The sequence below is a fragment of the Sneathiella aquimaris genome, assembly GCF_026409565.1.
Lineage (GTDB): Bacteria > Pseudomonadota > Alphaproteobacteria > Sneathiellales > Sneathiellaceae > Sneathiella > Sneathiella aquimaris.
This window is the reverse complement of sequence record NZ_CP112881.1, coordinates 1086735-1105243: the sequence shown is the minus strand read 5'-3', so window position 1 is coordinate 1105243 and position 18509 is coordinate 1086735. Positions and strand designations below refer to the sequence as shown.

General features: G+C 49.2%; 20 protein-coding genes. 11 read left to right on the top strand and 9 right to left on the bottom strand.

The window, feature by feature from the left end; genetic code table 11:
• The first annotated feature begins 6 nt into the window (after positions 1–6).
• Positions 7–885, top strand: coding sequence for an AEC family transporter (locus tag OIR97_RS05020; protein ID WP_169544499.1), 879 nt, complete (start codon positions 7–9; stop codon positions 883–885).
• Here the strand turns inward: OIR97_RS05020 and OIR97_RS18780 are convergent.
• Together OIR97_RS18780 and OIR97_RS05015 are read right to left on the bottom strand one after the other, a co-directional pair.
• Positions 781–1035, bottom strand: a complete 255-nt coding sequence (locus OIR97_RS18780) for a hypothetical protein (RefSeq protein ID WP_407696674.1) — start codon at positions 1033–1035, stop codon at positions 781–783. The genes OIR97_RS05020 and OIR97_RS18780 overlap by 105 nt on opposite strands.
• Before the next feature lie 209 nt (positions 1036–1244).
• On the bottom strand, positions 1245–1520 hold the full coding sequence (locus OIR97_RS05015; protein WP_169544497.1) for a BolA family protein: 276 nt from the start codon (positions 1518–1520) through the stop codon (positions 1245–1247).
• 206 nt (positions 1521–1726) lie between these two features.
• On the opposite strand from OIR97_RS05015, the gene OIR97_RS05010 reads away from it, so the two are divergent.
• The 4 genes from OIR97_RS05010 (at position 1727) to cobT (ending at position 5817) form a co-directional block, all read left to right on the top strand.
• Complete coding sequence (locus tag OIR97_RS05010) at positions 1727–2170, top strand: helix-turn-helix domain-containing protein (protein ID WP_169544496.1); 444 nt, start codon at positions 1727–1729, stop codon at positions 2168–2170.
• 132 nt (positions 2171–2302) lie between these two features.
• The gene (locus OIR97_RS05005; protein WP_169544495.1) at positions 2303–2899 is read left to right on the top strand and encodes a J domain-containing protein; all 597 of its coding nucleotides are present in this window, start codon (positions 2303–2305) and stop codon (positions 2897–2899) included.
• Between the two features lie 45 nt (positions 2900–2944).
• Positions 2945–3943 carry a cobaltochelatase subunit CobS gene (gene cobS / locus OIR97_RS05000; protein WP_169544494.1) on the top strand — a complete coding sequence of 333 codons (999 nt, stop codon included), beginning with the start codon at positions 2945–2947 and terminating at the stop codon, positions 3941–3943.
• Between the two features lie 65 nt (positions 3944–4008).
• Positions 4009–5817 carry a cobaltochelatase subunit CobT gene (gene cobT, locus OIR97_RS04995; RefSeq protein WP_169545799.1) on the top strand — a complete coding sequence of 603 codons (1809 nt, stop codon included), beginning with the start codon at positions 4009–4011 and terminating at the stop codon, positions 5815–5817.
• A gap of 2 nt (positions 5818–5819) precedes the next feature.
• Here the strand turns inward: cobT and OIR97_RS04990 are convergent, their stop codons facing one another.
• The 3 genes from OIR97_RS04990 to meaB form a co-directional block, all read right to left on the bottom strand.
• Positions 5820–6584, bottom strand: a complete 765-nt coding sequence (locus tag OIR97_RS04990; protein WP_169544493.1) for a dienelactone hydrolase family protein — start codon at positions 6582–6584, stop codon at positions 5820–5822.
• A gap of 152 nt (positions 6585–6736) precedes the next feature.
• Positions 6737–7024 carry a 50S ribosomal protein L28 gene (gene rpmB / locus OIR97_RS04985; protein ID WP_169544492.1) on the bottom strand — a complete coding sequence of 96 codons (288 nt, stop codon included), beginning with the start codon at positions 7022–7024 and terminating at the stop codon, positions 6737–6739.
• Positions 7025–7140: 116 nt separating this feature from the next.
• Entirely contained in the window at positions 7141–8157 is a 1017-nt protein-coding gene (gene meaB, locus OIR97_RS04980; protein ID WP_169545798.1) for a methylmalonyl Co-A mutase-associated GTPase MeaB, read from the bottom strand.
• A 79-nt stretch (positions 8158–8236) separates the two neighbouring features.
• On the opposite strand from meaB, the gene OIR97_RS04975 reads away from it, so the two are divergent.
• A complete protein-coding gene (locus OIR97_RS04975; protein ID WP_169544491.1) occupies positions 8237–9238 on the top strand; it encodes a proline racemase family protein in 1002 nt (333 codons plus the stop codon).
• Positions 9239–9247: 9 nt separating this feature from the next.
• Positions 9248–9652 (top strand): cytidine deaminase, encoded by a 405-nt coding sequence (locus tag OIR97_RS04970; RefSeq protein ID WP_169544490.1) that lies wholly within the window; start codon positions 9248–9250, stop codon positions 9650–9652.
• 222 nt (positions 9653–9874) lie between these two features.
• On the opposite strand, the gene scpA is transcribed toward OIR97_RS04970, so the two are convergent.
• Positions 9875–12019, bottom strand: coding sequence for a methylmalonyl-CoA mutase (gene scpA / locus OIR97_RS04965; protein WP_169544489.1), 2145 nt, complete (start codon positions 12017–12019; stop codon positions 9875–9877).
• 209 nt (positions 12020–12228) lie between these two features.
• Positions 12229–12468, bottom strand: coding sequence for a hypothetical protein (locus OIR97_RS04960; RefSeq protein WP_169544488.1), 240 nt, complete (start codon positions 12466–12468; stop codon positions 12229–12231).
• A 234-nt stretch (positions 12469–12702) separates the two neighbouring features.
• Between OIR97_RS04960 and OIR97_RS04955 the strand changes: the two genes are divergently transcribed.
• From OIR97_RS04955 to OIR97_RS04945, 3 genes are read left to right on the top strand one after another with little or no spacing between them, the layout of a single operon-like run.
• Positions 12703–15606 (top strand): helicase-related protein, encoded by a 2904-nt coding sequence (locus OIR97_RS04955; RefSeq protein WP_219821657.1) that lies wholly within the window; start codon positions 12703–12705, stop codon positions 15604–15606.
• A gap of 3 nt (positions 15607–15609) precedes the next feature.
• Positions 15610–16023 carry an RNA-binding S4 domain-containing protein gene (locus OIR97_RS04950; protein ID WP_169544486.1) on the top strand — a complete coding sequence of 138 codons (414 nt, stop codon included), beginning with the start codon at positions 15610–15612 and terminating at the stop codon, positions 16021–16023.
• Between the two features lie 38 nt (positions 16024–16061).
• Entirely contained in the window at positions 16062–16544 is a 483-nt protein-coding gene (locus OIR97_RS04945; protein WP_169544485.1) for a hypothetical protein, read from the top strand.
• A gap of 12 nt (positions 16545–16556) precedes the next feature.
• On the opposite strand, the gene OIR97_RS04940 is transcribed toward OIR97_RS04945, so the two are convergent.
• Positions 16557–17168: a CDP-alcohol phosphatidyltransferase family protein gene (locus OIR97_RS04940; protein ID WP_169544484.1), complete on the bottom strand. Its 612-nt coding sequence runs from the start codon at positions 17166–17168 to the stop codon at positions 16557–16559.
• A gap of 194 nt (positions 17169–17362) precedes the next feature.
• Between OIR97_RS04940 and OIR97_RS04935 the strand changes: the two genes are divergently transcribed.
• On the top strand, positions 17363–17578 hold the full coding sequence (locus OIR97_RS04935; protein ID WP_169544483.1) for a hypothetical protein: 216 nt from the start codon (positions 17363–17365) through the stop codon (positions 17576–17578).
• 2 nt (positions 17579–17580) lie between these two features.
• Here the strand turns inward: OIR97_RS04935 and OIR97_RS04930 are convergent, their stop codons facing one another.
• Entirely contained in the window at positions 17581–18468 is an 888-nt protein-coding gene (locus OIR97_RS04930; protein WP_169544482.1) for a NifU family protein, read from the bottom strand.
• Positions 18469–18509: the final 41 nt, after the last annotated feature.

Below are 18509 nucleotides of genomic sequence, written 5' to 3'. Positions count from 1 at the left end.
GGCCTTATGTTTCAGATCCTTTTCAATATTATTGCGCCCGTCGTCATCTGCGCGGGCCTCGGCTACTATTGGTCCAAATCCAATCGATCTTTCCATATGGAAACGATCACTGGACTTGTGTCCAATATCGGTGCGCCAATGCTTATCTTTACGACGCTGGTGCAGTTGGAAGGGGATCTGACCGAATTTCTTGAATTTGGCTTTATTGCCCTTATTGCCCTGATCACATTTGTACCGATCGGATTTGTCGTCTTAAAGGTTCTCAAGCTTGACTACCGCGACTACCTGCCTGCCCTGATGTTTCCCAACACTGGTAATATGGGACTGCCGCTATGTTATTTCGCCTTTCAGCAGGAAGGCTTAATTCTCGCGCTGGCATTTTTCACCATTCATGCGGTACTGCAATTTACGTTTGGGGTCTGGATTGCTTCAGGCTCAGGCTCCATTACCCAGTTTTTGAAAACACCACTTGTTTATGCGGTTTCGATTTCCCTCGCCTTACGTTGGTTTGAAGTCCCGATGCCGCTTTGGGTAATAGACACAAGCAAACTTCTGGGTGGCATGACAATTCCGTTGATGTTGATGGCGCTTGGTGTGAGCCTTGCCAGTCTGTCCGCGCAACATCTGAAAGAAGCCACGATCCTGTCAGTGACCCGCTTATTGATGGGTTTTCTGGTAGGTCTGGGTCTTTCTGAGCTGTTTGGATTGGAAGGGACGGCAAGAGGCGTCCTTATCTTGGAATGTACAATGCCTGTTGCCGTCTTCAACTATCTTCTGTCCTTACGCTATGGTAGAGCGGCCGGACAGGTTGCGGGGACTGTACTTGTTTCTACCCTGCTCTCTTTCCTGACCTTGCCACTGCTCCTGCTGTTTTTGCTGGGCTAGCTCCAGCGCTGCCGTCCTGTTCATGAAGTAATGCAGTATCCCGCTGCGAATGCGCGAGGTTCGGGAATGCTCCTCCCGCAAGGGATGGAAATCCACCAATGAGCAATACCGATTAATGTTCATTTTTTTACGTGAACATATGAGGCGCATGGCGTCCCACTCAATTTTTTCCAGACGAATACTTGTCCGGTGTTCTTCTCCGGTTTCAGGGTCTTTGATACTGATATTATGATTAATGAGGGATTGCTGATGACTCATAATAACTCCGATACACAACTAAAAATACACTAATAAGTTGCATATAAGGAAATAATTAACTTCTTCAACGTTCAAATTTAAAAAGCCAGACAGGTCTCTTGTCAGGACAGTCCTTCGTCATCGCCTTTCACTGTCAAAGCGAGTGCATGAATGGTTTCTTTCATTTCGTCACTCAGAACACCATACACCATTCGCTGACGGGCCACTCTGGATTGACCATTAAAGGCAGCAGATGTTATTTCTACTCTGAAATGACTTTCACCCCCAGGGCGGGCGCCAGCATGACCGGCATGCAAAGCAGACTCGTCGGTCACAACAAGGACTGTCGGAGCGAATTTTTCATTGAGTTTTTGTTCGATTAAAGCAGCAACTGACATTTTTCATTCTTACGCATATAAAAACAGGACTTTATCATAGATTCAGATCCGCCTTCCACATATCATATGCGAGTATACCGATTAATTTATTCAATTTTGGAAATTATACATTGAATAAGCAGGTTAATAATTCTACCTTATATTAGTTATAATTTAAATTGCGACTACTCGACAGAATTCACCACCCAGATTGACCGGAGAAAAACATGACTGTCCACGGCAAGGTAAGAAAGCATGTAAAAGTCGTCTCGAATTCCAGCAAGTCTGAAGAAGAGCCTCTTACCCGCCATATTGATGTTCACGTCGGAAACCGCATTCGCGAAAGACGCATTCTAATGGGTTATACCCAGCAACAAATGGCTAATCTTATCGGTGTCACCTACCAGCAGGCGCATAAATATGAACGTGGTATCAACCGGATTTCTGCCGGTCGATTATACAGCATCGCCAGTGCGCTAAATGTACCGATCAACTATTTCTTTGATAATCTACAGGCGACGGACACAGCTGAAACCTCCAGCCGGCAAAGAATGTGCCTTGAAATGGCCCGCAATTTTGCGCAAATCAAAAATGAAAAATATCAGGATGCGCTCAGCCACCTGGCGCGTGCCCTTTCCCAACATACAGAAGACACGACGGAAAAGGTCTAACTGCCCCCACAGCATTACGCCGGGTACCAAAATTAAAAGACGCGCTTATCTTTTGTGACAAAGCTGACATAATTTCGCGGATTCGAAGCTCTTAGCCTTGCCTCCACTGGGCAGCGGCCCCATAATAGTGCTATGAAGAAGTATGATTTTAAACACTCCATGGCCGACGACATTTCCCAGCAACGGATTTGCGATCATCAGCAATGTCAGGAGCCCGGCGAATTTCGGGCACCCAAGTCGCGCTTAATGGACAGGGGAACACCCAACGATTATCGGTGGTTTTGTTTGGCCCATATTCGGGAATTCAACAAATCCTGGAACTTCTTCGAAGGAATGTCGGATAATGAAATTCTCAAATATAAAGACGAGGATATCACCGGGCATCGCCCGACCTGGAAAATGGGAGCTCCTGCGAACAATTCAAAGACCGAATTTAAGTATGATGATCCATTTGATTTCAGGCGCGAAACAGGGCATGATCACTTCAATGAACGCGATGCCAATCGGCGTCGATCGACAGAAGAGGTTTCTTTTGATGCAAAAGATAGAGAAGCCTTTGCTGTTCTCAACCTTGAGCCGGGCTGCCAAATAAAAGACATCAAACGCCGGCATAAAGAGCTCGCCAAAAAATTCCATCCCGATCTTCACGGCGGGGATAAACAGGCAGAAGAAATATTAAAAAAAATCAATCAGGCCTATACACACCTTCTTTCATACGGTAATTCCTAATTCAGCCGTTAAGAAAAAAGTCCAAACTCAAGATACGGAAACGTTATGACGCCATTAGAACTTGCCGGAAGCGCACCGGAAATAAATCTTCCCGACACTACGGTTTCAGCCCGTGAGGTCTTTAAGATTGACACGGACCTTGAAGTCCCGGCTTTCAGTCAAACTTCAGATCTGGTTCCTGACCTGGATCCAACTTATGTTTTCGACCATGACACAACCATGGCCATTCTGGCGGGATTTGCTTTTAATCGCCGCGTTATGGTTCAGGGCTATCACGGAACCGGCAAGTCGACCCATATCGAACAAGTAGCCGCCCGACTGAACTGGCCTTGCATCCGGGTTAATCTTGATAGTCATATTTCCCGTATCGATCTGGTTGGTAAAGATGCCATCGTGTTGCGAGATGGCAAACAGATCACGGAATTCCGCGAAGGTATTCTTCCATGGGCACTACAATCACCAACAGCCATTGTTTTTGATGAGTATGACGCTGGCCGCCCTGATGTTATGTTCGTTATTCAGCGGGTTCTTGAGGTAGAAGGCAAACTGACTTTGCTCGATCAGAACCGGGTTATCCGTCCGCATCCCGCTTTCCGCATGTTCGCGACCACAAATACAATCGGTTTGGGTGATACAACCGGGCTTTACCATGGCACACAACAGTTAAACCAAGGCCAGATGGACCGTTGGAACATCGTTACGACGTTGAACTATCTGCCAGAAGCCCACGAAACGGAAATTGTTATCGCCAAATTGCCGTCTTACGACACAGAAGAAGGGCGCAAGACAATTCGCTCGATGATCGCTTGCGCCGAATTAAGCCGGTCTGGTTTCATCTCTGGTGACATTTCAACTGTCATGAGTCCCCGGTCAGTGATTACCTGGGCTGAAAATGCAGAGATTTTCGGGGATGTTGGATTTGCATTCAGGGTCACGTTCCTGAACAAATGCGATGAAATGGAACGCCCGATTGTTGCAGAATACTATCAGCGAAGCTTCGGTGAAGAGCTCCCTGAATCTGCGGCAAATATTGTGACGTCCTAACCGTGTCTCTATCAAAGGATAAAGAGGCTCCTGCGGAAAAGTTCAAACGTGCTGTCACCGCCACCATGAGAGCCATGTCACAAGACAAGGAACTGGATGTCATTTATGGCAATGACCAGCCTGGACTTGCGGCTCATCGTGCCCGATTACCGAACCCTGCGCGGGACCTTCCTGTTGAAGACATCCACAAAGTACGTGGCAAATCGGATAGTCTTGCCCTTCGCCAGCGGTATCATGATGATGCCCTGCATTCTAAATTGGTGCCGGCTGGCGGGGACGCAAAAACTGTTTTCGACACAATTGAACAGGCCCGGGTAGAATCTTTAGGCGCCAACCGGATGAAGGGGGTCGCAGACAACCTGTACCGACAGCTGGATACCCGCTGCAAAGAATCCGGTTTTGATCGTATTTACAGTAAAGAAGACGCTCCGCTAGCCGAAGTCCTCGGATTGCTGGTTCGCGAAAAATTAACTGGAACGCCAGTGCCTTCCAGCGCCAGCCATATGGTTGATCTATGGCGCGATGAGCTGGAAGAAAAAGGCGAACAGGATTTCAATGAACTGATTGAGACCGCAGCTAGCCAGGAAGATTTTGCAAAGGCGGCCAAGCAGCTTTTGAAAGACCTTGATCTGTATGACGATGCAGAAGGCGCTGACTCGCAAAGCGACGAAACCGGTGATGGCGATGAAGGCGAACAGGAGCCCGAAGCCGAAAGCAGTGGCGCTGAAGGAGATGATGAAGCCCAAGAGGCAAGTGCTGCAGAAGATGCGGCTGCCCAAGAAGGCGCTGGTGAAGACAGCACGGATACAGAGGCTGGTGAAAGCGCTGAACAGGAAAGTGCCAGTGATGGCGAAGAAGCTGGCAAAGACAAACAGCCTGCTTATCCAGACGACTTCCGGAACTTTCTGGAGGGCCCACCCTACAAAGCGTTTACCACCGAGTTTGATGAAGTGGTTCAGGCACATGATCTGTGTGAGCATGAAGAGCTAAGCCGATTGCGACAGCAACTTGATCAGCAGCTCTCTAATATGCATGCGTTGGTCAGCAAACTTGCTAACCGTCTTCAACGGAAATTGCAGGCTCAGCAAAACAGATCCTGGGACTTTGATCTGGAAGAAGGCATTCTGGATGCCGCACGGTTATCCCGTATTGTTGTTGATCCCCTCCTCCCCCTCTCCTTTAAACAGGAACAGGACACGGATTTCCGCGATACTGTCGTAACGTTATTGATCGACAATTCTGGCTCCATGCGGGGTCGGCCAATTTCTATTGCCGCTATTTCAGCAGATATTCTGGCCAGAACACTGGAACGGTGTTCTGTGAAGGTAGAAATTCTTGGCTTTACAACACGTGCGTGGAAAGGCGGACAATCTCGGGAAAAATGGCTTGAACAGGGGAAAGAAGCCAATCCGGGACGTCTAAACGACCTGCGTCACATTATTTACAAACCAGCAGACTACCCTTACCGGCGCGCGAGGCAATCACTCGGACTTATGCTGAAAGAAGGTCTGTTGAAAGAAAATATCGACGGCGAGGGCCTGTTGTGGGCGCATAACAGATTGTTGGGCCGCCCTGAACAACGTCGCATCCTGATGGTGATCTCAGATGGCGCTCCGGTCGATGACAGCACCCTGTCGGTCAATCCCGGCAACTATCTTGATCGTCATCTGCGCGATGTGATTGCCTGGATCGAGAAAAAATCACCGGTTGAGTTAATCGCCATTGGTATCGGTCATGACGTCACCCGATATTATCAGCAAGCTGTCACCATCATAGACGCCGAACAGTTGGGCGGCGTTATGATGGAACAACTCGCTGATCTCTTTGACGAAAACAAAACAGGCGCTCAAAAGAAGAACCCGATGGGCTGGTAGCCCTATCCTAAATGCATTTTCAGGAAGGCCTGCGTTCTCTGCCAGGACAATTGCGCGTCTTCCTGATCATACCGCCCGCCAGAAGGGTTTGCAAAAGCGTGATCGGCCTCATACCAATATATTTCAGGATCTTTTTGCCCTGCTTGTTTCATATTCGCGACAAACCCATCCACCATTTCTTGATTGATCCATTTGTCCTGGGTCGCGAAGTGCCCCTGAACGGGTCCCTGTAACTTTGCAAGTTCTTCCGGGCTGCGCGTCACATTACCATAATAAACAACCGTAGCATCCACAGGGGACGCGATTGACGCGTTCAAGGACCAACCACCCCCGAAACACCACCCGACCGTGCCTAAGTGGTTTGTTGTTGCTTGATGCCCCCGTAACCAGCCGTTCCATTTCTGCAGGGTCTCGGTCGCTTCTTTCGCCTCTGTCGCCTGCATATATTTGCGGGCCTCCTCCGGATCTGTCGCAACATTACCACCATACAGATCAACTGCGAGAGCCACATAACCGGATTTCGCGAACTCGGCAGCCACCGACTTAATCTGATCATTCAGCCCCCACCATTCATGGATAAGCATGACGGCAGGTGCAGGACCCCCGTCAGGCAGGGCAAGAGCGGCAGAAACAGACTTTCCGTTGTCCAGCTTTAAGGTTTGATTTTCAAGCGTTGACGCGGCTGCCTTTGCAAGCTCAGGGCTTGCAAGAATAGTAGCAAGTGGCACCGCACCCAATGATTTCAAAATTTCCCGTCGTGCATACATTCTGTATTTCCCAAGTTAAAACAAGCGCCTTAGGAATCAAATAGGAGTAGTTTTGCACAGGGCAACTGGTGAACACCAATTCCTTGAAATGAGGCATAAAAAAACGGACCGCCAAAGGCAGTCCGTTTTCTCGAATATTGTAATAAAAACAGTTACGCTGTTGCGACCGCTTTTTTGACATCCCGCTTAACACGACGTGCCTGAAGTGACAGTTTTTCGTCACGTGCTTTCAAAAGAAAGTTATCCAAACCGCCATTATGCTCAACAGAGCGCAATGCAGCGGCAGAAACTTTCAGACTGAAAGAACGGCCAAGAGCGTCGGACATCAGCCGAGCATCCTGCACGTTAGGCAGAAAACGGCGACGGGTTTTGTTATGGGCATGACTGACATTGTTGCCAGCCTGAACACCTTTACCTGTCAATTCACAACGACGGGCCATAGTGCACCTCACTCGAACAAGAATTAGAAATACCGGCGTTATAGCCGGTGCGATTGAGGGCTTTTACGGAATGGAGCCGCTTCCGTCAAGCCTAATTGACTCATTTTAAGACTTTTTTACTGACCCCGCCCCGAATTCCCTAGGAAAGTAGCCAGAAGTTGCTGCGCCGCAGCGGTTGGACTAAGTTCACCAGCCTTCACCGCCTGCTCCATTCCGACAAGATCCGCCGAGACCTGTTCATGGGATTTCAACCGATTCATTAACGATTCATCCAGTTCCGCCCACATCCAAGCTGAAGCCTGATCCTTCCGCTGCTGATCAAGCTCATTATGCTCTTCACGAGCTTCCCGATATTTCCCGATGGTTTCCCATAATTCTTCTATCCCGGTTTTCTTTAACGCAGATGTCATAAGCACCGTGGGCATCCAATGTTTACTTTTTGGACGCATCAGCCCAACCGCTCCGCGGTACTCCGCCGCCGCGCGCTTCGCAACCGGCACGAGATCGCCATCTGCCTTATTGATGACGATGATATCCGCAAGCTCCATCACCCCCCGTTTAATGCCCTGCAACTCATCTCCGCCCGCCGGTGCGAGCAACAGCATGAACATATCGACCATATCAGCAACCGTCGTTTCTGATTGCCCGACCCCTACCGTCTCGATCAGGATCACATCAAAGCCTGCGGCTTCACATAGCAACATGACCTCTCTTGTACGCCGCGCAACACCGCCTAAAGAGCCTCCTGAGGGGGAAGGGCGGATAAAAGCATTGGGGTCCCGGGAAAGTTCTTCCATACGCGTCTTATCGCCCAGGATGGAGCCCCCTGTCCGCTTGGAAGACGGGTCAATGGTCAGGACCGCAACTTTGTGGCCTTTCGCCGTCAGAAACTTTCCAAAAGCCTCAATGAAGGTCGACTTTCCAACACCAGGAGTTCCCGAAATACCAATTCGGATAGAGTTCCCTGTGTCTGGCAGCAAAGACGTCAGTAAGCTCTGGGCCTGCTCCTGGTGGTCTGAACGGATTGATTCAGCAAGGGTGATGGCTCGAGCCAGATACCGACGGTTGCCCTCCCGGATTTTTCTGGCCATTTCTTCGGTATTGGCACCGACTTTTAGTTTCTTTATTGTCATCCTATCAGGTATCGGAAAATACGACGCATCCGTCAAGAATTTTGCCACGCTATTTCACTCATAATCCAAGGAACATCTGATGAACCCGATTAAAACAGTTGAAATGCACACTGGAGGAGAACCGCTTCGCATCATTACCGAAGGGGTTCCGTTACCGGACGGCTTAACCTTAGCAGAAAAAAGGGGCTACCTGAGAGACGAAGCCGATCATTACCGCCGCTTTTTGATGTTCGAACCCAGAGGTCACCGGGATATGTACGGCGCGTTACTCGTCCCCGCAGACACCGACGATGCCGATTTTGGCGTTATTTTCATGCATAGTGAAGGATATGGTTTCATGTGCGGGCATGCGATTATTGCCCTCGGACGCTATGCGGTTGACCATGGAATTGTTGAGCCAATCAACGGCGTTGCCCATGTAACACTTCAATGCCCTAGCGGCCTGATCAAAGCAACGGTGGATATTCATGACGGTCACTCAACGGCTGTCCGTTTCGAAAGTGCGCCATCGTTTGCCTTCAAAACAGACCAGTTCGTAAACACCGCGCCCTATGGGCCGGTCGAACTGGATATCGGATTTGGTGGCGTCTTTTACGGCATTTTGGATGCAGCCTCTATTGGGCTGAATATTAGCAGCACTCCGGTGCAGGACTTTATCGCGGCGGCAAATATCTTAAAAAATGCCATCAGTAAAGAGATCGAGATCATCCACCCTGTCGAGCCCGAGCTCGATTATCTGTATGGCGTTATTTTCACGGATGGTCAGACGGGAGCCGGACCAAAACCGTCCAAAAATATCTGTGTATTTGCCGACGGTCAGCTGGATCGCAGCCCCACAGGATCAGGAAACGCCGCAAGGCTTGCAATTATGGCCGCAAAAGGCGGTCTTGACGAAAATCAGGATTACCATTTTGAAAGCATCACAGGATCTGTTTTCAAGGCGACGGTAAAAAGCCATACGACGGTTGATCGATACAAAGGCGTAACAGTTGAAGTCAGCGGTAGAGCCCACTACTCTGGGACAGCAGAATTCACTGTTGAGGATGATGATATGCTCGGCAGCGGCTTCTTATTGCGATAGGAAAAAAAGATGACACCAAAGACAAACGAGCTCCTTGCAAGGGCCACATCCATTATGGCGCAGGCTTACGCGCCTTATTCCAACTTCTCTGTTGGCGCCGCCGTTCTAACCAGTTCGGGTAATATCTATGTTGGCTGCAATGTTGAAAATGTTTCTTTCGGCTTAACCATCTGCGCCGAAAGAAATGCCATTGCGCAGGCGGTTGCCGCTGAAGGTCCATCCATCAAACTGGAGGAAATTGTCGTCACCAATAAAAATGCGGATGGGAAATCAATTCCCTGCTCGCCGTGCGGGGCCTGCCGTCAGGTAATTGCTGAATTTTCGCATCCTCAAACCGCAATTCAGTATCGCGGGAAACAAACTGACATTCGGGTTTCCATGGAACAACTGCTACCAGACAGTTTTCGTTTTTAACCGATAGCATGAACGCCGGTCCAAGAGTGTTTCCATAAAAGAAAGATGGCCTGAAACCGGATAAATAACCGTTAGGCCTGCCGCGTAGATACAAAACCAAAAACACAGCTTAGTGGGCTCATACCATTACCTGACACGGCTGTATAGCCGCGCAAGTCATGGCCGCTGAGATTATGGGAGGCCAGAAGCCCGTCTGCCCCGGTCCCCCATATATCCTGAATATCAGCTATTTTGCTTGCGGATCAATTCCAGTACTTCCGCCGCCGCGGCTGGAATATTGGTGCCCGGTCCATAAATGGCGGCAACACCAGCATCATACAAGGCATCATAATCCTGCGCGGGAATAACCCCGCCACAAACAACGAGGATATCGTCAGCGCCTTCCGCCTTCAGTTCCGCAATAATTTGCGGGACCAGCGTTTTGTGCCCTGCTGCCTGAGAAGAAATTCCGATAACATGCACATCACTTTCGATCGCGTCTTTTGCAGCCTCCGCCGGTGTTTGAAACAGTGGACCGACATCAACGTCAAATCCGATATCAGCAAAGGCTGTGGCAATAACTTTTGCCCCTCGGTCATGCCCATCCTGCCCCAGTTTTACAACCAGCATACGAGGGCGGCGTCCCTGTTCCTGTGCGAATTCCTCGATATCCTTTTGGATTTTCTGAAACCCTTCATCCCCTTCATAGGCGGCGCCATAAACCCCTGAAATGGATCGTATTTCGGCACGGTGGCGGGTGAAAACTTTTTCCATAGCGTCTGAAATCTCCCCAACCGTCGCCCGTACACGGGCGGCGTTTACACACAGATCCAAAAGATTGGCTTCGCCTTTTGCGCCTTCCGTCAATGCATCAAGCGCTGCCTGACATGCGGTCTCATCCCGTGTGGAACGAATTTTTTCAAGACGGGCGACCTGCTGACGCAGAACTTCGGTGTTATCCACATCAAGAATTTCAATATTGCTATCGTCTTTTTCGAGACCATATTTGTTCACACCGACGATCGTTTCTTCACCCAAGTCGATACGCGCCTGGCGCTTCGCCGCAGATTCTTCAATCTGAAGCTTAGGCATGCCACTTTCCACCGCCTTCGTCATCCCCCCCAAGGCCTCGACTTCCTGGATGATTTTCCAGGCGTCCTCAACCAGCGAATTCGTAAGGCTTTCCACATAATAGCTACCGCCCAATGGATCGATTACATTGGTTACGCCTGTTTCTTCGGCCAAGATAAGCTGGGTGTTCCTTGCAATTCTTGCAGAAAAATCTGTCGGTAGCGCAATCGCTTCGTCCAATGCATTGGTATGCAGGCTTTGGGTTCCACCCAAAACAGCAGCCATCGCTTCATAGGCTGTCCGGATCACATTGTTATAAGGGTCCTGCTCGGTCAGACTGACCCCGGAAGTTTGGCAATGGGTTCTCAACATCAGGGATTGAGGATTTTGCGGATCGAACTGTTTCATTACCCGAGCCCAAAGAACACGAGCGGCGCGCAGCTTGGAAACTTCCATAAAGAAATTCATGCCAATGGCGAAGAAGAAGCTCAACCGCGGGGCAAAATCATCAATCTTCAGACCCGAAGCAATCGCTGCACGGGCATATTCAAGGCCATCAGCGATTGTAAAAGCCAATTCCTGAACCTGCGTCGCACCAGCTTCCTGCATGTGATAGCCGGAGATCGAAATAGAATTAAAACGCGGCATGTTACGAGACGTATAGCCGATAATATCTCCAATAATCCGCATGCTCGGCGCCGGAGGATAGATGTAGGTATTCCGAACCATGAATTCCTTCAGAATGTCATTCTGGATCGTTCCTGCAAGCTGGTCCGGTGATACACCCTGCTCCTCGGCTGCGACAATATAGCTTGCCAGAATGGGAAGAACGGCTCCGTTCATCGTCATGGAAACAGACATTTTATCGAGCGGAATTCCATCAAACAGGATTTTCATATCCTCAACAGAATCGATCGCCACCCCGGCTTTACCAACGTCGCCCACAACCCTTGGATGGTCGCTGTCATATCCGCGATGCGTCGCAAGATCGAACGCAACGGACAGACCCTTTTGACCAGCTGCTAGATTTCTGCGATAGAACGCGTTTGATTCTTCAGCCGTGGAGAAACCCGCATATTGACGGATCGTCCAAGGGCGGTTGGCATACATGGTCGCCCGAACACCGCGTTTGAAGGGAGCAAAACCCGGGAGTTCCTGTTCAAGCTCCAGTCCAGAAACATCTTCGGACGTATAAAGCGGCTTAACATCAATTCCTTCCGGGGTATCCCAAATCAGGTCATCAACGCTCCGGCCTCGAAGTTCTTTCTCCGCCAAGGCGTCCCATTCTGTCCGGTCCGGTTTTGGAAACTCGCTCATTTCGTCACTTCCTCTATTATCGTGCGGTATTTTTTTGCAAGATTGTGCACCGCACCACATCTGAATGTCAATTTTGGATGTGTTTTGCCGCCCGTATCATTGCTTTGCTGCCTCATTTTTTATCAGCATACGCCGATTTCAGCAACTAAATCTAACAAACGTTTGGCTCGTCATAGAAATTTGATCTTCGAAATAAGCGAAAACCTGGTCTACAGCCTTGGATCGAGACAAAATTTTTCCGACCCTGAAAAAGTGACCATCTCACAGACTGGCTTGGCGGCTTCTTCTGCGCCCTCATCCGCCTGATCCGCGGTGCCTGATGGACCGGCGTCCGGGAAATATCCGCTACCATCACATTCCAGGCAATCCCCGCCATCCCCCCCACGGGCCAACAGATTTGATGAAAAACCAATCGTACACAGCAATGTCATAATAATAATTTTTTTCATAACGCCAGATCCCTTTTAAGTTTGTCTGTATACACAGTGGGTCGCCGGTAAACGCGGATCGGTTCAAAAAAGTATAAAAAAAAGTGGAAACCGATAGCACCACATTATATTTGTATGAAGACAGTCTCAGGTGAACCGTATTTTCGGAGGCTTTTTAAGGACTGCCGACAGGCTACTGAAAAAGGTTCTATGTTCTCTTCCTCTTCCCAAAACACCACTGGATTTCATGGCCGCGTGACCGCAGTCCTTGGTCCGACCAATACGGGTAAAACCCATTTGGCCGTCGAACGAATGATGGGCCATAGTGATGGCATGATCGGGCTTCCCCTTCGGCTTTTAGCGCGCGAAGTCTATGACCGGATTGTCAAACAGAAAGGCGCTGCTAACGTAGCCTTGGTTACCGGGGAAGAAAAAATTATCCCGCCTCATGCCGCCTATTATATCTGTACTGTTGAAGCGATGCCGCTAGACCGTCCTTTTCAGTTTATTGCAATCGACGAGATCCAACTTGCCGCTGATCCGGAACGTGGCCATATTTTCACTGACCGCCTGCTATATGCACGCGGTCGTCAGGAAACAATGTTTCTGGGCTCGGACATCATTCGGGACTGGATAAAAAAGCTGGTGCCCGATGCAAATTTTACAAGCAGGGAACGCCTTTCAAAACTGAGCTATCGCGGACCTAAAAAACTGTCGCGTCTTCCCTCACGAAGCGCGATTGTTACTTTTTCTTCCGGGGATGTTTATGCCATCGCAGAGCTTGTACGCCGTCAGCGCGGCGGTGCCGCCATTGTCATGGGAAACCTGTCGCCCAGAACGCGCAACGCTCAGGTAGAGTTATACCAGTCTGGAGACGTTGACTATCTGGTCGCTACGGATGCAATCGGCATGGGCCTCAACATGGATATCGACCATGTCGCTTTTGCCAGCACTTATAAATTTGATGGCTTGATGGGACGGCATCTGAATGCGGCTGAATTTTCGCAAATAGCAGGCCGTGCCGGACGTCATATGAACGACGGCAGCTTCGGCGTAACCGCCAATGTAGAACCGTTGGACGATGAATTGGTCGAACAAATTGAAGATCATCGGTTTGAAAAACTACGCCATCTATGCTGGCGCAACCGCGATTTACCGTTCAATACAACCCGTGATCTGATCCGGGCTTTGGAACAACCGCCAAAATATAAAGGGCTTGTCTCCCCTCGCGATCCAGACGACTATAGAACTCTAAAGGCGCTGGCTGCGGATCCCGACATTCAACGGTATTCACAGAACGCGTCGAAAGTCCGTCAGTTATGGCAAGTTTGTCAAGTTCCTGACTTTCGAAGAACCATGCATGATGTTCATGTACGACTTTTGAAGCAGATTTTCATGAATCTGCAAGATAGAAGTGGTACGCTGCCAACAGATTGGATCGCTGGGCACCTTCGAAAACTTGAAAAAAGTGACGGTGACATTGATACTCTTGCAACACGCATTGCTCATACTCGGACTTGGACGTATATTTCGCATATTTCTGACTGGGTAGATGATTATAAGCATTGGCAGAATGTTGCCCGTAGAATAGAAGATAACCTGTCAGATGCTCTGCATGAGCGCCTGACGCAAAGATTTGTAGATCGCCGCACCGCCGTTTTGGTGCGTAAACTGAGAGACACTGGTCAATTGGAAGCAGTAATAAACGACACAGGCGAAGTTCACGTTGAAGGACACTTTGTCGGTACTTTAACAGGTTTGCGTTTCACAGCAGATATGTCATCGGGAAATTCCGATGGACGCACATTGCGTAACGCAGGCAATAAAGCCGTCGCCCGCGAAATAACCGCGAGAGCACAAGCAATTTCCTCTTCTGAAGATGAAGAATTCTCCCTGAGCGATCAGGGCGAAATCATCTGGAAAGAGATGACCGTCGGACGGTTGTCAAAAGGAGAATCCGTGCTGCGGCCAAAAGTGACGCTTCTGGCAAGTGAACAACTGAACGGCGTTTCTCTGGAACAGAGTACCAAGCGGTTAAACGATTGGGTCACTGCTGAGATCGAAAAACGATTGAACCCACTCGTCAAACTGGCGGACCTTCCATTGGTCGGGGCCGCACGCGGTATTGCGTTTCAGGTCAGCGAAAATCTGGGCGCCCTTCCCCGCTTTCGGGTGAACGACCAGATCCGCAATCTGGATAAAAAAGATTTTGGCCGGTTAAAATTTGGGGGCCTTCGTGTTGGCTACGAACATGTTTTCATGCCCATTCTGCTAAAACCGGATCCAACCGCCCTTCGGTGTCTGTTATGGGCGATCCATGAGGAACGTTCCACTATTCCGGCGCCACCGCCTGCAGGCCGTGTTTCTTTTGAAGTGACGGAAAAACTACCAAGAAACTTTTATCTGACCGCAGGTTATGCGCTTTTTGATACCCTGGCGATCCGTCTCGATATGCTGGATCGGCTTGCCGGCCTTTTAAGGCGGGCATCTCGGGGCCTTCTGGAAACGGATACTGCCTCCAATGGCAATACGGCGGACAAAACCGAAAAGCCAGAGGCCGAACCGAAATCTGATGATACCGATCCGGACCTTACTGAAACTGCGCCTGCCACATCAGAAAATGTACAAGGCGAAGCCGTTGATACCAGCACTGACTCTGGCGCTGACGCGGACACTGGTACTACTGACGCCTCAACCGAGCCGGTTGAGACCGAAGGCACTGCGGATGAGGAAGCCACGCCACCTGTTCAGGACGACACAGCCGAGGATAAGTCGGTCGCAAAGGCGGACGCTAAGGAAACGCAGCCAAGCAGTCCAGACACAAGCAGCGAAACGTCCAAAAAGGACAAACCTCGTAACCTGCCTTTCAAACCAACCCACGAGATGTTGTCTTTAGTCGGAACAACCCGCGAGCAGTTCACGCTGATCCTGGAAAATCTTGGTTATGGCGCCAAAGGTGAAGGGGATGAGCTGACATACCAGAAAGTTCCGTTCAAAAAACGTAAACGGCCTGCCGCTGGTCAGAAACCTCACAAGGGTCAGAAAAAGAAACCGGATGGCAAGAAGTTCAAGCCCAACCATCCAAAACAGGCGCCAAAGGCAAAGCAGATTGATCCAGATTCGCCCTTTGCTATTCTGAAAACCTTGAACACGAAGTAACGAATGACAACACAACCTGCGAATACCGAAGACACTATTCGCGTTGACAGATGGCTTTGGTTTGCCAGATTTTTTAAAAGCAGAAATCTGGCAACCAAACTGGTTCAGTCGAAAAAAGTCCGACTGAACAGTGTTATACTTGCAAAGCCAAGCGTTTCGGTCCGTGCGGGTGATATCCTGACTTTTCCGCAAGCGAAGAATATCAGGGTTATAAAAATACTGTCTATCGGTGAACGCAGAGGCCCCGCGCCAGAGGCGCAAGCGCTTTACGAAGATCTTGCGCCCCCTGAAGATGCCCCTAAAAAACCGGAAAGTTCAAGCACGACACCTAAACGAGAGAAAGGTGCTGGTCGGCCGACAAAGGCAGACCGACGGGCACTTGACAAATTCCGGCAAGACGCAGACATACAAGACTAACCAAACCGTCCTAGGGTTTGAACAAGGAAGACAGACCAATGTCAGTAACAAAACTCGACAAATTTTTCACCGCTTGGAATGACGGACAAACCGGATATTTCAAAGTTGCTCCAATCAAACTTTCGGTCACTGGAGATGCGAAACAGCTTGAACTCGCTGCGAAAGAAACCGCAAAGGAAATCGAAGCTGAAGTAACCTATGCATGGGATCTGGGCACTCCGAAGAGTGAGGCCTGGTGGCTGGAATGGGGCGGTTATTCCCTGGAAGAAGAAATTCCATATTTCGCGGCCACATCCTCTCCAGAAGCACTTGAAAAGATTGATGCTTTTGATCCGGATGACAATGAATTCGAATGCGATACACTCGATGAATTCAAGGAAATTCTGTTTGGTGCTTATGATGAGGACCTGACGGCAAAAGACCTGCAGCGCGGTTTTCAGCTTTGGCTGGAAACTTTGAGTGATGACGTGATCGAAGCTCTTGAAAAAGACCTGATAAGCTGGACAAGCCGCGCCAAATAGGCCGGCTTCTGGTCACCCTTTTCTTTTGAAAGTAACCCAGGCCGCATAGATGCGGGTTCCTGTTGTTATCCAGCACATCGCACCAAAGATCAGGGCGATTTGCACAAAAAACTGGGGAAACAAGCAAAATAGGACAAAGGTTGCAATTGTCTCTGCCCCTTCCGTCAGGCCACCAAGATAATACAGTGATTTCAGACCGCGAATATCCGTAGTGATCTTGTGTTTTTCCGCCATAATCGCATAGGTCAAAAATGTCGACGTGGTGCCGATAAAACTGAAAATAAGGAAGGACGCGGCCTGGGCATTGCCCTGACTTGCAAAGGAAAATGCAAAGACAATAGCCCCATAAAAAATAAAATCGCATACGATATCAAGATAACCGCCAAAATCGGTTAGCAATGATTGACGCGCGACGGCACCATCGAGACCATCCAACAACCGATTCACGACAATAAGGATAAGCGCCAGTAGGTAAGACTCGTAAATAATGCAGGGGACTGCAAGCAGGCCTACGACAAAACCGGTTAAAGTGACTGAATTGGCTGATACTCCAATAGCCGCAAGCCGTGCACCCAGCATGTTTAACGGTGGATTGATAATATGGCGAAGGGCTGCGTCGAACATTGCAAACTCTAAAAAGCTGTAAATTTGACCTACATGCTTAATCCAAAATAAAAAAACATGTAAGGGGCCGCCACACTATCTCGCAAAAACGTGAGGTACATCCAATGATTTTTCGATCTGCACCACAATAATAATACTCTATTAACCGTTATCTGCCAAAAGTGTGTAGAGTATTTAATCGAAGCGGACACGACATGATGCCGAAAAATTTTGAAGCAGCTGTTTTCAATCAAGAGGTTTTACAGGCTCTACAAGACGGAGAGCATCACAAACACCTAAATGACGAGTGGGCAGATACACACTATTTCGAAATCGTTGCCGAGAATATCGAAGAAGCATGGTCCATCGCCAAGCGCAAATACCGGGCAGACCGAGGCTTTGTCATAAAAGCCGTCGAATTGATGGAATAAACTTAGTAACCGGTATAATACGGATTAGTTCCGCCCGCATGATCGGTTACATCAAGGACCTGCCCGATTGATGGGACGGCTTTTTTAATTTCGACTTCAACACCCTGCTTCAGGGTTGCATCGGCCATGCCGCACCCCTGACACCCGCCAGCCATCTCCACATAGGCTACATCTTCCTGAATATCGATCAAGTCAATATATCCCCCATGTGCTGCAATTGCAGGATTAATACGCGTTTCCAGCAAAATGCGGATTGCTTCGGCTTCGGGTGTCCGCAAGCCCGGACGATCACCGTCTTCTACTTCCGTTTCCTGAACCATCCGATCAAACTTCACCCGGGAAATCTCTGGCACAAAATGTTTGATGGTATTCTCGATTTTGATCTGTGTACCAAAGGCAGGAGTGCTGAGGCCGGAACTATCCATTTCCAGGGTAATAAGTCCCGTTGTCGGATCATAGGCTTTAAATCCCAGATCGCCACCATCATCCAGTAACTGCGGGCGCACCCTTTCCTCGACCAGCTCCCTTACTGCATCAACAATGGCTTGATCCTCATCAGAATAGCTATTCTCGCCCACTTCTGAAATTGGGCCATTTAACACCGGCATTCCGGTCATGTAATGGTCCATTATCGCCGCCAGAACCATTGGTTTCAGCTGTATCCACATCGGGCCTTTTTCCGCGGCAGAAAGCTTTGTTACTGTGATGACATCTTCGCCAAATTCAATTGCTTGAACCCCTGGAATATCAAAAAGGCGCGCAGCCAAAGGTGATTTTTCTTTCCCTTTTTCCGCATCGTCAAATAAAACACTGCCGTTTGGCAGCACTTGTCGGCCCGGGAAAAACTGCATCCGGTCTTCATCTGACAAAGGTTGGGTCTGAATAAACATTAGGGGACTCCAAACATCACAAAATCCTACTTGAAACAGTG

Bases quoted from the DNA above. Each gene is read 5' to 3' on its own strand.
- OIR97_RS04945 (WP_169544485.1), top strand. From the start codon at position 16,062: ATGTCAGTAACAAAACTCGACAAATTTTTCACCGCTTGGAATGACGGA.
- OIR97_RS05005 (WP_169544495.1), top strand. From the start codon at position 2,303: ATGAAGAAGTATGATTTTAAACACTCCATGGCCGACGACATTTCCCAG.
- OIR97_RS04960 (WP_169544488.1), bottom strand. From the start codon at position 12,468: ATGAAAAAAATTATTATTATGACATTGCTGTGTACGATTGGTTTTTCA.
- OIR97_RS04935 (WP_169544483.1), top strand. From the start codon at position 17,363: ATGATGCCGAAAAATTTTGAAGCAGCTGTTTTCAATCAAGAGGTTTTA.
- OIR97_RS04990 (WP_169544493.1), bottom strand. From the start codon at position 6,584: ATGTATGCACGACGGGAAATTTTGAAATCATTGGGTGCGGTGCCACTT.
- scpA (WP_169544489.1), bottom strand. From the start codon at position 12,019: ATGAGCGAGTTTCCAAAACCGGACCGGACAGAATGGGACGCCTTGGCG.
- cobT (WP_169545799.1), top strand. From the start codon at position 4,009: ATGAGAGCCATGTCACAAGACAAGGAACTGGATGTCATTTATGGCAAT.
- OIR97_RS05020 (WP_169544499.1), top strand. From the start codon at position 7: ATGTTTCAGATCCTTTTCAATATTATTGCGCCCGTCGTCATCTGCGCG.
- OIR97_RS04975 (WP_169544491.1), top strand. From the start codon at position 8,237: ATGAACCCGATTAAAACAGTTGAAATGCACACTGGAGGAGAACCGCTT.
- OIR97_RS18780 (WP_407696674.1), bottom strand. From the start codon at position 1,035: ATGCGCCTCATATGTTCACGTAAAAAAATGAACATTAATCGGTATTGC.
- OIR97_RS04950 (WP_169544486.1), top strand. From the start codon at position 15,610: ATGACAACACAACCTGCGAATACCGAAGACACTATTCGCGTTGACAGA.
- OIR97_RS04970 (WP_169544490.1), top strand. From the start codon at position 9,248: ATGACACCAAAGACAAACGAGCTCCTTGCAAGGGCCACATCCATTATG.
- OIR97_RS05010 (WP_169544496.1), top strand. From the start codon at position 1,727: ATGACTGTCCACGGCAAGGTAAGAAAGCATGTAAAAGTCGTCTCGAAT.
- OIR97_RS04930 (WP_169544482.1), bottom strand. From the start codon at position 18,468: ATGTTTATTCAGACCCAACCTTTGTCAGATGAAGACCGGATGCAGTTT.
- meaB (WP_169545798.1), bottom strand. From the start codon at position 8,157: ATGACAATAAAGAAACTAAAAGTCGGTGCCAATACCGAAGAAATGGCC.
- OIR97_RS05015 (WP_169544497.1), bottom strand. From the start codon at position 1,520: ATGTCAGTTGCTGCTTTAATCGAACAAAAACTCAATGAAAAATTCGCT.
- rpmB (WP_169544492.1), bottom strand. From the start codon at position 7,024: ATGGCCCGTCGTTGTGAATTGACAGGTAAAGGTGTTCAGGCTGGCAAC.
- cobS (WP_169544494.1), top strand. From the start codon at position 2,945: ATGACGCCATTAGAACTTGCCGGAAGCGCACCGGAAATAAATCTTCCC.
- OIR97_RS04940 (WP_169544484.1), bottom strand. From the start codon at position 17,168: ATGTTCGACGCAGCCCTTCGCCATATTATCAATCCACCGTTAAACATG.